Genomic DNA, 13,599 nt, shown 5'->3' on the forward strand with positions numbered 1-13,599 from the left:
CTTTTGCATTATCGGTGAGCCGCCTTGTTATCAAGGTGGCGACAAAACCCGATGCACGAGGTTTTGTCAGGATCCCAGCAGGAGGTCGGGCCGGGCGATTTGACGCACCGGCACGACCATCCCGATGTGTATTGATTTTAGCGACGGATTCCGAGGCGACCGATCAGCGTCTTGTAACGCTCGGTATCCTTGGTCTTGAGATAATTCAGCAAGCGACGACGCTGGTTCACCATCTTCAGCAGACCGCGACGCGAATGATGATCCTTGTCGTGTTCGGCAAAATGCTTGGTGAGATGTTCGATGCGTGCGGACAGCAGCGCAACCTGAACTTCGGTGGAGCCGGTATCGGCCGGGCCACGCGCGTGATCGGCGATGATCTTGGAGGTTTGTTCGACGTTGAGAGACATGATGAACCTTGGATTTGCGAAGCGAGGCTTGCGTAGCGCCACATCGGTCAGACCGACGAAAACCGGCACTCCAGCGGAGATGGTGCTGCGTAAGCCCCGCAGTGGATGGATGAGCTAGCGGAGTTAGCTCGGCATTTTAGCGTACTTTTGGCTTGCAGCGTCAACTTGTTATATGTGAAAGAGAAATACGCGGGTCGATGGATTGCAGCATCGACGCCGGGATTTTCTGCGTCGCAGCGCGAGAATCTGCGCGTGGTTTCTTCAGCTCGAATCGCGAGGGTCGCGTCCTGGCGCGATTGGTACGGATCAGCCACTTGCCATCGTGTCGAGAAATCTGATCTATCTCGCTGTTTTTATACGGCAACAACTTCTTCCGACAGCGTGAGGGCAGGCTCGACCGGCCCCGGCGGATTGAACCCGCGTAACGGCCACAAGCAACCATCGGCGCGACATTCAGCCAACGAAACCAGACGATCGTTTTGGTCACGTGCTTGGTAAAGCTGGCCCACCAGCAATTCCGGAGCTGCGGTCAAACGCTGGCCGAGGCGCAAACGCTGCGCTTCCAGCAAATCCAGCGGCGCCACGGGCAGATTCTGCAACCCGCTTTCGAGCGGCAACAAACTCGTTGGCAAGGCGCCGGCATCGGCCAGCGTCTGCAGTTGCTCCAGCGTGACCATTTGCGCCTCGCGGAACGGTTCGACCCAAAGCCGTCGCAGCGCGATGACATGCGCGCCGCACCCCAGACGTTCGCCGAGATCACGTACCAGACTGCGTACGTACGTGCCGGAACCGCACTCCACGTGCAGGCGCAAACTGTCCGCACCCAGCTCCAGCAGATCGAACCGTTGCACATTCACCTGACGCGGCGGCGCCTGCACCGCTTCGCCCATACGCTTGCGTTTGTACAACGCTAGACCAGCCTGTTTGATTGCAGAATATATCGGCGGAACCTGCGTGATATCACCGCGCAATCCGGCCATCGCGGCCTCGACTTGCGCAGCGGAAAAAGCCGGCACGGCACGTTCGCTGAGAACATTGCCATCGGCATCGTCGGTATCGGTGGTGATGCCGAGGCGGCATTCGGCCGCATACGCCTTGCCCGCGCCGAGCAGATGGCCCGCGATCTTGGTCGCCTCACCGAAACACAGCGGCAACATGCCGGTGGCGAGTGGATCGAGGCTGCCGGTGTGGCCGGTCTTGCACTCGCCGAACAGATGCATGACCGACTGCATCGCCTTGTTCGAGCTCATGCCCGTGGGTTTGTCGAGCAGCAGAATGCCGTGGACTTCACCGATCGCCGGTCCCAGCTTGGGACGGTACGGTGGACGCAGGCGGATATGTTTTTTCACGCGAAACTCAACGCTATTCGCCGCGCGTTTTGCCTTCGCGCAACAACGCCTCGATGCGTTCGCCGCGATCGACCGAATCGTCGTAACGGAAACGCAGTTCGGGCACACGGCGGATGTGCAGCAGTCGCGACAACTGCATGCGGAATTCCTTCGCCATCACGTTCAGCTCCTTGACCGCGGGCAAGCCTTGATCGGTCAACAGCGCGGTGACGTAGATGATCGCCGAATCGAAATCCTTGCTGACTTCAACATCGGACACGCTCACCGACGGCAACGCATGTTCGCGCACGGCGGCATGCACCATGATCGAAATCTCGCGGCGCAATTGCGCGGAAAGTCGATCGGAGCGGGTGAATTCCTTGGCCATAATGATTGCGATTACCTAATACTTTTGCTCGTCATCCCAGCGCAGGCTGGGATCCACTTTTCAACATTGAAACAAGAACTGGATCCCGGCCTTCGCCGGGATGACGGCCCGGAATCGTCAAAGCGTACGCTGGATTTCAACGCGCTCGTAGCATTCGATCTGATCGCCCGGCTTGACGTCGTTGTACTGCTTGACGCCGATGCCGCACTCCATGCCGTTGCGCACTTCGTCGACGTTTTCCTTGAAACGACGCAGCGATTCGAGTTCGCCCTGATAGATCACGGTGTTCTCGCGCAGCACGCGAATCGGCTTGTTGCGCTTGACCGTACCCTCGATGATCATGCAGCCCGCGATCGCGCCAAACTTCGATGAACGGAACACGTCGCGCACCTGTGCGGTGCCAATGATGTCCTCGCGAATCTCGGTGCCGAGCAAACCGGTGACGGCTTGTTTGACCTGATCGATGACGTCGTAAATGATCGAGAAATAACGAATGTCGAGATCGGATTCGTTGATCACCTTGCGCGCCGATGCATCCGCACGCACGTTGAAGCCGATCACGATCGCCTTCGATGCGGCAGCCAAAGTTGCATCGGATTCGGTGATGCCACCGACGCCGGACGCAATCACATTCACGCGCACGATGTCGTTGGTCAGGCTCGTCAGCGAATCGCGCAATGCCTCGACCGAACCTTGCACATCGGCCTTGACCACGAGGTTGAGCACACGCTGGGTTTCGCCTTGGTTGCCCATCTGCGACATGACATCTTCGAGCTTGGTCGATTTCTTGAACAGACGACTTTCGCGACGTTTCTGCTGACGCTGCTGCGCGACATCTTTAGCCAGACGCTCATCGGCAACGGCGACAAAATCGTCACCGGCTTCGGGCACGCCCGACATGCCGAGTACCTGCACCGGAATCGACGGTCCAGCGCTTTCGACCTGCTTGCCGGTTTCGTCGAACAAGGCGCGCACGCGGCCGTATTCGACGCCGCAGACGAGGAAATCGCCCTTCTTCAAAGTGCCCTGCTGCACCAGCACGGTCGCGACCGGGCCGCGGCCCTTGTCGAGGCTGGATTCGATGACGACGCCGGAAGCCAGGCCGTCCTTGACCGCCTTGAGTTCCATGACTTCGGCTTGCACGAGGATCGCATCGAGCAACGCATCGACACCGTCGCCGGTCTTCGCCGATACGGGTACAAAAATAGTATCGCCGCCCCATTCTTCCGGCACGACTTCATGCTGCACCAAACCCTGCTTGACCTTGTCGGCTTCGGCATCGGGTTTGTCCATCTTGTTCACCGCGACAATCAGCGGCACGCCAGCGGCGCGCGCATGCTGCACGGCTTCGATCGTCTGCGGCATCACACCATCGTCGGCCGCCACCACCAGCACCACGATATCGGTGAGCTTGGCGCCGCGCGAACGCATTGAGGTAAACGCGGCATGGCCGGGTGTATCGAGGAACGAAACCACACCCTTGCCGGTTTCGACATGGTAGGCGCCGATATGCTGGGTAATGCCGCCGGCTTCACCGGATGCCACCTTGGTGCGACGGATGTAATCGAGCAACGAGGTCTTGCCGTGATCGACGTGGCCCATGATCGTGACCACCGGCGGACGCGTTTCCTTGTCGCCCGCGTTGTCGGTTTTTGCGACCAGCACGGATTCCGCATCGGTGCCGATCTCGGCGACGGCGGTGTGGCCCATCTCCTCGACCACCAGCACGGCGGTATCGTGATCAATGGCCTGATTGATCGTGGCCATCACGCCCATCTTGAACAGTTTCTTGACGACTTCAGCGCCCTTCACTGCCATCTTCTGCGCGAGATCGGCAACGATGATCGATTCACCGATCGCGACTTCGCGCACCACCGGTGCGGTCGGACGCGAGAAACCGTGTGCCGGTCCACCGGGTTGCTGTTTCTGCATTTCGCCCGGACGCGGACGCGGTTTTTTCTTCGCCGCACCACGACGCTCGCTGCCAGCCTTGGACAGGTGCAGTTCCGCGCCAAAATAGGTCTTGCCGGCGGGCTCGTCGGAGCCGCCTTCTTCACGACCACGCGGAGCACGCGGACCTTTGTGACGTGCCGGTTCATCAACCGCATCACGCACACGATGATCCTTGCGCGGAGGCTGCGGTGCCGCCGCCGCTGCCGGTGCGGGCGTTGCCGCGACCTTCGGTGCGGCATCGACTCTTGCCGGTTCTTCCTTGCGTGGTTTGGCGGCTTCTTCGGCGGCAGCACGTGCCTCCGTTTCGGCGCGCAGGCGACCTTCCTCGGCCTGACGCTTGGCATCTTCGATCGCACGCAGACGCGCTTCTTCGTCGTGACGTCGTTTGTCTTTTTCCTGAATCAGCAGGTCTTCGGCTTCGCGCTTGGTCTGCGATTCCTGCAGCTTACGCAGAGCATCTTCGCGCTCGGAATCGACTTCCGGCTCGTCGGTCATGCTGCTGCGTTTGACGTAGGTGCGCTTCTGCCGCACTTCGACGTTGACGGTTTTCGATGGACCGCGCGGACCGACGCCGGCCACGGTGATTTCGCTGACGGTCTTGCGCTTCAGCGTGATCTGGCGTGGGGCAGTGGTTTCGGCGGCGGCAGCTTCGCCCTTGCCATGCGTGCGGCGCAGGAAGCCGAGCAGCTTGACCTTTTCGGTGCTGCTGACAGGCTGATCCACGCTATTGAACGTCATGCCCGCTTCGGCAAGCTGCGCTAGCAACTTGTCATCGGTCATGCCCAGCACTTTGGCCAGTTGTTTTACGGTTACATCCGACATCTTTGCGTATTCTCCGTGACTTGCTCGCGAGACGAACGGTGCGCAAACCTCAGCAGATGCGTACCGGCACCATTGCTGATTCTGTCCACGCCACATCCATCCACATCTCGACCAACACGCTTGCCGTGCAAGCGCTCGATCACCCCTCGAGTCAATACGACTCGGCAGGGCCTACTGAGCTGTGCGTCGCCGCACCGTCTCAGGTCGTGCCAATTACAGTCCGCGCGCCGCCAAGATGAGTTTGCGCGCACGCGGCTCATCAAGGCCCGCAATACCCAGCTCCATCAACTCGTCGACCGCAAGATCGGACAGGCTTTCGCGATTGGTGATGCCATGCCGCGCCAGCTCGAACGCCGTGGCTTCGTCCATGCCGTCCAGATCCAGCAGATCCTGTTCGGGATGGGTATCGTCCACGCCTTCTTCCACCGCGAGCGCATCGGTCAGCAACGCATCGCGTGCACGCGCGCGCAGCTCCTCGACGATGTCTTCGTCGAAACCTTCGACAGCGAGCAACTCCGCAGTCGGCACGTAGGCGATTTCCTCGATCGAGGAGAATCCTTCCTGCACCAGGATCGCGGCAATTTCGTTGTCGACTTCGAGCTTGTCGACGAACAAGGCGCGCGCAGATTCCTGCTCGGCTTCACTCTTGGCCTGCACATCGGCCTGGGTCATCACGTTGAGCTGCCAGCCGGTGAGTTTGCTGGCGAGACGCACGTTCTGACCGCCGCGACCGATCGCCTGCGACAGCTTGTCTTCGGCAACCGCGATATCCATCGAATGTTTTTCTTCATCGACGATGATCGATTGCACTTCCGCCGGCGCCATCGCGTTGATCACGAACTGCGCCGGATTTTCATTCCACAAGATGATATCAACGCGCTCGCCGTTGAGCTCATTCGACACCGCCTGCACACGCGAACCGCGCATGCCGATGCAGGCGCCGATCGGATCGGTGCGCGCATCGTTGGTCACCACCGCGATCTTGGCGCGGTCGCCAGGATCGCGCGCGGCGCCCTTGATCGTCACGAGGCCCTGGCCGACTTCCGGCACTTCGAGCTTGAACAATTCCATCATGAATTCGGGCGCGGTACGCGACACGAACAATTGCGGGCCACGCACTTCTGGACGAACCTCATGCAGGTAACCGCGAACGCGATCACCGGCGCGCACGGCTTCGCGCGGAATCGCTTTTTCGCGCGGAATAAACGCTTCAGCGTTACCGCCGAGATCAAGATAAATGCTGCCGCGTTCGACGCGCTTGACCACACCGGTAATGAGTTCGCCGATGCGATCCTTGAACGCTTCGACAACCTGCGCACGCTCGGCCTCGCGCACGCGCTGCACAATCACCTGCTTCGCGGCCTGTGCTGAAATGCGGCCGAACTCGGCGTTCTCAATCGGCTCTTCGATGTACTCGCCGACTTCCGAATCCGGCTTGACATCGATCGCGTCCATCAGGCGCAGTTGATGATCGGGCGACTCCATCACGACGTCGTCGGCCACCACTTCCCAGCGGCGGAAGGTTTCGTATTCGCCAGTGTGTCGATTGATGCTTACGCGCACGGCCACTTCTTCGGCGTAACGCTTCTTGGCCGCAGACGCGAGCGCCGCTTCCATCGCATCAAAAATCACTTCCATGTCGACGCCCTTTTCATTGGCGACGGCATCGACAACCAGCAATAGCTCTTTACTCATGATTCCAACCTCGAATTCGTCTGGCGAAATATTTTCCGCCAGCATCCATTATTCGTTAATCGATTTTTTCGTTCCGGCCGGCTTGGCATCAGCCTTCTTGCCGGGAGTTTTCTTGGCATTACCTTTCGGCTTTTCCGGCTTCGCAAAATCCGGCACCAGATTGGCCTTTTGAATATTCGCTTGCGCGATCTGCACCGCCGCATCGTCCTGTTGCATCGTGATCTTGTCGCCTTCGACAGCCAGAATCAAACCTCGAAAACGGCGTCGACCACCGACCGGCAACCCGACACTCAACTTCGCTTCGCTACCAATGAAACGCGCAAACTGCTGCGGCGTAAACAACGGCCGATCCATGCCGGGCGACGACACTTCGAGTGTGTATTGTCCGTCAATCGGGTCATTTACATCCAGCGTGGCAGATACTTCGCGGCTGACCGCCTCGCAATCTTCCACGGTTATCGGACGTTCGGCCGCATCGATGTAGATACGCACCAGACTGTTGCCTGCCGACGGGCTGTAGTCGACACCGAGACATTCGAGGCCCATGCCGAGCCCGGTCACGACCGGCGATAATAATTCGGTTAGTTCGTCGTGTTTCACGCGTACATCCACAGCCGACGTCAGGTAAAAAAAAATGGGCGCAAGGCCCATTCCGTAGTCCGCCGTTTTCAATCCCAAACCGGCGTTTCGCATCCTGCGAATCTTCGATGCGCTTGCGCCACACCGACCTTGCTATACATTCACTTATCTCAATAACGAAGGGCCTCATGTAGAGGCCCTTTGTCTTTAATCTTGGTAGCGGGGGTAGGATTTGAACCTACGACCTTCGGGTTATGAGCCCGACGAGCTGCCAGACTGCTCCACCCCGCATCAGGCGAACCGCAATATTAACGCGCATGACATTTTATTGCAACCGAAAATGCGACGGAAGCGATGGTGATTGCACTTACACGACGACGTGGAAAGCGCGGTTGCACCAATCAATCAGTGGGCCCCAATACAGCCCAACTGCCAGCAGCGCGACAGCGTTCAACGACAGCGCCAGACGGAAGCTGAAATCGTGCGGCATGCGCAACGGTGTGGCATCGACCGGCGCATCAAAATACATCACCTTGATCACACGCAGGTAATAATACGCACCGACGATGGCGAATACGATCGCGACGATCGCCAGCCACAACGAGCCGGCATCGATCACTGATTTGAGCACGAGCAACTTGGCGAAAAATCCGAACAACGGCGGAATGCCGGCCAGCGAAGCCATCGTCAGCAACATCATCAACGCGAACCAGGGATTGCGCTGATTCAAACCCTTGAAATCATCGATTTCCTCGGCCTCGAAACCTTGGCGCGCGAGCAGCATGATCATGCCGAACGCGGCAGTGGCCATGACCGAATACGAGATCGCGTAGAACATCGCGGCGGAATATCCGGCCGGCGTGCCATTGATCAATCCGAGCAATAAAAACCCGATATGCGAAATGGTCGAATACGCGAGCATGCGCTTGAGATTGGTTTGCGCGATTGCCGCGATATTACCGACTGCAAGTGATGCGACCGCAAGTACGCTGAGCATTTGTTGCCAATGCGGCCCCATATTGCCCATCGCGCCTTCGAGCAAGCGATACGCCATGCCGAATGCCGCGAGTTTCGGCGCACTGCCGATGAACGCGGTGACCGCGGTCGGTGCGCCTTGATACACATCCGGCAACCACATATGAAACGGCGCGGCGCCGAACTTGAACGCAATGCCGACCACGAGAAATACCAGTCCGAACGAAAGCAATACCTGACCGTGGCCATCGCTGTTGGCGATGGCTTGATGAATCTTGCCGAGATCGAGCGTGCCGGTCGCGCCGTAAATCATCGACATGCCGTACAACAACAAACCCGACGCAAGCGCACCGAGCACGAAATATTTGATCGCCGCTTCCGAAGACAATCCCGAGTCGCGATTCAATCCGACCAGCGCATACGACGAAAGCGTCAGCAGTTCCAGCCCGAGATAAACCATCACCAGATTGCCGGCCGAAACCAGCAACATCGCGCCGAGCGCGGCGAACGAACACAAGGTGTAGAACTCGCCGTTGAACAGCTTGCGCGCAACCAGATATTCGCGCGAAAACAAAAACACCGCGATGGTCACACCGATGATGAAAACCTTGAGTACGGCGGCCATGCTGTCGTGGATATACATGCCGTTGAATGCGGTTTGTGCATCTGGACGGATATCCTGCCCCATCAACACCAGCACGCCGGTCACGAGCAGGATACCGATCGAAAGCCAGTGGGTGATGCCGCGACGTTCCTGGGTCAGAAAGGCATCCAGCAACAGCAGCACACACAGCGCGCCGAGCAGGTAGAGCTCGGGCAACATCAGCTGCATATCAGAAAGCTTGAATATCATCAGAGTGTTCCGTAATCAGGCTTTGGCGAGGGTCAGCGCGTCGACGATTAGCTTGACCGAGCCATCCATCAATTCGGTCAGCGGCGCCGGCCAGACACCGAGCAGCAGCACGCCGACCGCGAATGCGCTAAGCATCAACGCTTCACGCGGATTGATGTCGTGCAGCTTGGCGACGTGATCGTTGGCGATCTCACCGAACAGCACGCGCTTGACCAGCCACAAGGTATAGGCCGCGCCGATAATCAACGTGAGTGCGGCGAGCATCGCGATCCACGGTTTCGCCGCGAAACTCGACAGGATCACCATGAATTCGCCGACAAAGCCGGAGGTGCCGGGCAAGCCGCAATTGGCCATCGAGAAAAACACCATGAACGCGGCGAACCACGGCATGGTATTCGCGACACCGCCGTAATCCTTGATCATGCGTGTGTGCATGCGATCGTAGATCACGCCGACGCACGAGAACATCGCGCCGGAAACGAGACCGTGCGAAATCATCTGCACCATCGCACCCTGCACGCCGAGATACGCCGCGAGCGAATTCGGCGTCGCCGAGTTGCGCATGAGCAGCAGCGGCAGGAAAATTCCGAGCGTGACAAAACCCATGTGCGCGACCGACGAATACGCGATGAGTTTTTTCATGTCCTGCTGCACCAGCGCAACAAAACCGACGTAGACGATCGCGATCAACGACAAGGCCACGATCAGCATCGCATAACTTTCGCTCGCGTCCGGCGTGATCGGCAGCGAGAAACGCAGGAATCCGTATCCACCGATCTTCAGCATGATCGCCGCCAGAATCACCGAGCCGCCGGTCGGCGCCTCGACGTGTGCATCCGGCAACCACGTATGTACCGGCCACATCGGCACCTTGACCGCGAATGCGATGAGGAACGCAAAAAATAGCCATGTTTGTTCACGCTCACCGAGAGCGAGTTGCGAGAAACTCGACAGCTCCCAGCTGCCGGCGTGCAGGTACAGATAAATCAGCCCGACCAGCATGAAGATCGAGCCGAAGAACGTGTACAGAAAAAACTTGATCGTGGCATAGACGCGCCGTGGCCCGCCCCAGACACCGATGATGATGAACATCGGAATCAGCATGGCTTCGAAGAAGATGTAGAACAGCAACGCGTCCATCGCCGCGAACACGCCAATCATCAAACCTTCGAGCACGAGAAATGCAGCCAGGTATTGATTGACGTTTTTCTCGATTGCCTGCCACGCGCCGATAATCACGAGCACCGTGGTGAACGTCGTGAGCACGATCAGCGCCACCGAAATGCCGTCCGCGCCAAGATGATAATTAGCGTGGATCGCGGCGATCCAGACATGCATTTCGGTGAACTGCATGACGCTGCGCATGTTGTATGGCAGCACCGAAACATCGCTGGCGTAATGCGTATACAGCGGAATGCTCACGAGCAACGTGGCGAACGCAACAGCCAGCGCGAGCCAGCGCGACAGCTTCGGGCGATCAGCGCCAACCAGCAACAACAGCGCGCCGCCGAATATCGGCAACCAGATCAACGAACTCAACAGAGGCCAGGAAGTCATCATTGTTTTTTTCTTTCTCGGCGTCAGGAAACGTGTGGGACGAACCACCACAGCCCGGCGAGCAACACCACCAGACCGAGGATCATCGCAAACGCGTAGTGATAGAGATAACCGGATTGCACGATGCGCATCGCACTCGCCGCGCGCGACACCAGCGCCGCGGAACCGTTGACGATGCCGTCATCAATGATCGCGACATCGCCGAATTTCCACAGGCCGCGACCGAGCAGCAGCGAGCCGCGCGCGAACACCGCTTGATAGATTTCGTCGAACCAGTATTTGTGATCGAGCAGGTTGTAGATCGGCAACAAGGCGCGTTTGATCTTGTCGGCCACGCTGATGTTGAACAGATAAATGTAGGTCGCGACGGCGAACCCGGCGAACGCGAACAGGAACGGCAATCCGAAAAATCCATGCAAGGTCGCGGCAAATACGCCGTGGAATTCCTTGCCGATTTCTGCGACGACATCGTTCGCTTCGCGCACATGAATCGCGCCGGCAAAATAACCGTGGAACAGCATCGCATCGATCGTCAATCCGCCGATCAGCAATGACGGAATCGCAAGCAGGATCAGCGGCACGGTAACCACCCACGGTGATTCGTGCGGCGCATGTGCGAGATGGCCCGACTCATGATGGCCGTGATCGTCGTGGCCATGATCGTCGCTATGTTCGACGACAAAACGCTCCTTGCCGTGGAACGTCAGATACAGCAAACGGAAGCTGTACAGCGCGGTGACGAACACACCGATCAGCACGCAGAAATACGCGTAGTTGGCGCCCCAGCGATGCGATTCGCCGACCGCTTCGATAATCGCATCCTTCGAGAAAAATCCTGCGAACCCCGGCATGCCCGTCAGCGCCAAGGTGCCGATCCACGCCGTGATGAACGTGATCGGCATGTACTTGCGCAGGCCGCCCATGTAGCGCATGTCCTGCTCGTGATGCATCGCCATGATCACCGAGCCGGCGCCGAGAAACAGCAACGCCTTAAAAAAGGCGTGTGTCATCAGATGGAACACCGCGGCCGAATACGCCGACACGCCAAGCGCGACGGTCATGTAACCGAGCTGCGACAATGTGGAATACGCGATCACGCGCTTGATGTCGTTTTGCACGATGCCGATCAAGCCAGTGAACAAGGCCGTGGTGGCGCCGATCACCAGCACGAATGACAACGCCGTCTCCGACAACTCAAACAGCGGCGACATGCGCGCGACCATGAAGATGCCTGCAGTGACCATCGTTGCGGCGTGGATCAACGCGGAAATCGGCGTCGGGCCTTCCATTGAATCCGGCAACCACACATGCAGCGGCACCTGCGCCGACTTGCCCATCGCGCCGATGAACAACAAGATGCAGATGACCGTTGCCGCACTCCACGGATGGCCGCTGATGATCTCGATGGTATGGCCGTTGAGCGCACGCTCACCGATCGTGAATACCTGCGCGTAATCCAGCGTGTGACAGAAATACAAAACGCCGGCGATGCCGAGCAGAAATCCAAAATCGCCGACGCGATTGACGAGGAATGCCTTCATGTTGGCGAAGATCGCGGTCGGTTTCTTGAACCAGAATCCGATCAGCAGGTACGACACGAGACCGACTGCTTCCCAGCCGAAAAACAGCTGCAGAAAATTGTTCGCCATCACCAGCATCAACATCGAGAACGTGAACAATGCGATGTAGCTGAAAAAACGCTGATAACCATCGTCCTCGGCCATGTAGCCGATCGTGTAGACGTGCACCATCAACGACACGAATGTGACGACGACCATCATCATCGCGGTCAGCCGATCGATCAGGAAACCGACATGCATGTGCAGATCGCCGACTGCCGCCCAGGTGTAGACGTTTTCGTTGTAGTTGGCCGCGCCGCCCCACACCAGTTGATACAGCACGAACATCGAGGCGAGACAGCTCGTGCCGACGCCAAGAATCGTGACGGTATGCGCACCGATACGACCGATCTGGCGCCCGAACAAACCAGCAAGGATCGCCCCGACCAGCGGCGCCAGCGCGATGAGCAGCAATAGAGACTTCGACAAGACCATCGTTCTAACCTTTCATGCTGTCGAGTTCGGCCACGTTGATCGTGGCGCGATTGCGGAACAGGACGACCAGAATCGCCAGACCGATCGCAGATTCCGCGGCCGCCACGGTGAGTATGAAAAACACAAAAACCTGTCCGTCGGCATTGCCCAGAAACCGCGAGAACGCGATGAAGTTGGTGTTGACCGCGAGCAGCATGAGCTCGATCGCCATCAGCAAAATGATGACGTTCTTGCGGTTGATGATGATGCCCGCGACCGATATGCAGAACAGCACTGCGCCCAGGGTGATGTAGTGCGCCAAGGTAATCACGAAGGCTCTCCAGAATCGGTGGACATTTTTTCGCTGGCCATCTTGACGATGCGCACGCGATCGGTGGCTTTCACACGGACCTGCTGCGCTGCCGTCTGATGTTTCACGCCCGGACGCTGGCGCAACGTCAAGGCGATTGCCGCAATCAATGCGACCGTCAGGATCAACGCCGCGATCTCGAACGGCAGCAGGAAATCGGCAAACAACGTATGCCCGATCCACGCCGTATTCGAGGCGCCCCCCGGATCGGTTGGCGACAGCGGAACCTGCATGCTCTTGATTCCGATCAGCGAAATCATTTCCGCCAGCATCAGCAACGCGACGATCACGCCGACCGGCAGATAACGCGCAAAACCTTCGCGCGTCGATTCGGTATTGATGTCCAGCATCATCACCACGAACAGGAACAACACCATCACCGCGCCGACGTAAACCAGCACCAAGGCCACCGCCAGAAACTCAGCCTGCAACAACAACCACAACGCGGCGGCAGTGAAAAATGTCAGCACCAGAAACAGCGCAGCATGCACCGAATTGCGCACCGTGATCACCGCCAACGCCGAAGCCGTCAGCACGCTGGCAAACGCGTAGAAAAAGAACAACTCAATACTCATGCGACATCGCTCTCTTGGTCGAGGCGCGCCAACTGCGCGGCCTCTGGCCCGATCCGTTTACTCA

Annotated in this window: 11 protein-coding genes and 1 tRNA gene; all 12 read right to left on the reverse strand. The window is 58.4% G+C overall.

What is annotated here, in order from left to right:
• Positions 1-137: 137 nt before the first annotated feature.
• Complete coding sequence (gene rpsO, locus ELE36_RS13720) at positions 138-407, reverse strand: 30S ribosomal protein S15 (RefSeq protein ID WP_129834218.1); 270 nt, start codon at positions 405-407, stop codon at positions 138-140.
• A gap of 353 nt (positions 408-760) precedes the next feature.
• Complete coding sequence (truB, locus tag ELE36_RS13725; protein WP_425480916.1) at positions 761-1,744, reverse strand: tRNA pseudouridine(55) synthase TruB; 984 nt, start codon at positions 1,742-1,744, stop codon at positions 761-763.
• A gap of 25 nt (positions 1,745-1,769) precedes the next feature.
• Positions 1,770-2,126: a 30S ribosome-binding factor RbfA gene (rbfA, locus tag ELE36_RS13730; protein ID WP_129834220.1), complete on the reverse strand. Its 357-nt coding sequence runs from the start codon at positions 2,124-2,126 to the stop codon at positions 1,770-1,772.
• Positions 2,127-2,240: 114 nt separating this feature from the next.
• Positions 2,241-4,898: a translation initiation factor IF-2 gene (gene infB / locus ELE36_RS13735; protein ID WP_129834222.1), complete on the reverse strand. Its 2,658-nt coding sequence runs from the start codon at positions 4,896-4,898 to the stop codon at positions 2,241-2,243.
• A gap of 213 nt (positions 4,899-5,111) precedes the next feature.
• The gene (gene nusA / locus ELE36_RS13740; protein WP_129834224.1) at positions 5,112-6,593 is read right to left on the reverse strand and encodes a transcription termination factor NusA; all 1,482 of its coding nucleotides are present in this window, start codon (positions 6,591-6,593) and stop codon (positions 5,112-5,114) included.
• Between the two features lie 48 nt (positions 6,594-6,641).
• Positions 6,642-7,244 (reverse strand): ribosome maturation factor RimP, encoded by a 603-nt coding sequence (gene rimP, locus ELE36_RS13745; protein WP_129834226.1) that lies wholly within the window; start codon positions 7,242-7,244, stop codon positions 6,642-6,644.
• 142 nt (positions 7,245-7,386) lie between these two features.
• A tRNA-Met gene (locus tag ELE36_RS13750) sits at positions 7,387-7,463 on the reverse strand.
• Positions 7,464-7,539: 76 nt separating this feature from the next.
• Complete coding sequence (gene nuoN / locus ELE36_RS13760; protein ID WP_165371614.1) at positions 7,540-9,000, reverse strand: NADH-quinone oxidoreductase subunit NuoN; 1,461 nt, start codon at positions 8,998-9,000, stop codon at positions 7,540-7,542.
• Between the two features lie 15 nt (positions 9,001-9,015).
• Complete coding sequence (locus ELE36_RS13765) at positions 9,016-10,557, reverse strand: NADH-quinone oxidoreductase subunit M (protein WP_129834230.1); 1,542 nt, start codon at positions 10,555-10,557, stop codon at positions 9,016-9,018.
• A 23-nt stretch (positions 10,558-10,580) separates the two neighbouring features.
• On the reverse strand, positions 10,581-12,611 hold the full coding sequence (gene nuoL, locus ELE36_RS13770; protein WP_129834232.1) for an NADH-quinone oxidoreductase subunit L: 2,031 nt from the start codon (positions 12,609-12,611) through the stop codon (positions 10,581-10,583).
• A 4-nt stretch (positions 12,612-12,615) separates the two neighbouring features.
• Positions 12,616-12,921: an NADH-quinone oxidoreductase subunit NuoK gene (gene nuoK, locus ELE36_RS13775; RefSeq protein ID WP_129834234.1), complete on the reverse strand. Its 306-nt coding sequence runs from the start codon at positions 12,919-12,921 to the stop codon at positions 12,616-12,618.
• Positions 12,918-13,535, reverse strand: coding sequence for an NADH-quinone oxidoreductase subunit J (locus ELE36_RS13780; protein ID WP_129834236.1), 618 nt, complete (start codon positions 13,533-13,535; stop codon positions 12,918-12,920). Before ELE36_RS13780 ends, nuoK begins: the two co-directional genes overlap by 4 nt.
• Between the last annotated feature and the right edge of the window lie 64 nt (positions 13,536-13,599).

Origin of the sequence: Pseudolysobacter antarcticus, assembly GCF_004168365.1 — a bacterium.
Taxonomy (GTDB): domain Bacteria; phylum Pseudomonadota; class Gammaproteobacteria; order Xanthomonadales; family Rhodanobacteraceae; genus Pseudolysobacter; species Pseudolysobacter antarcticus.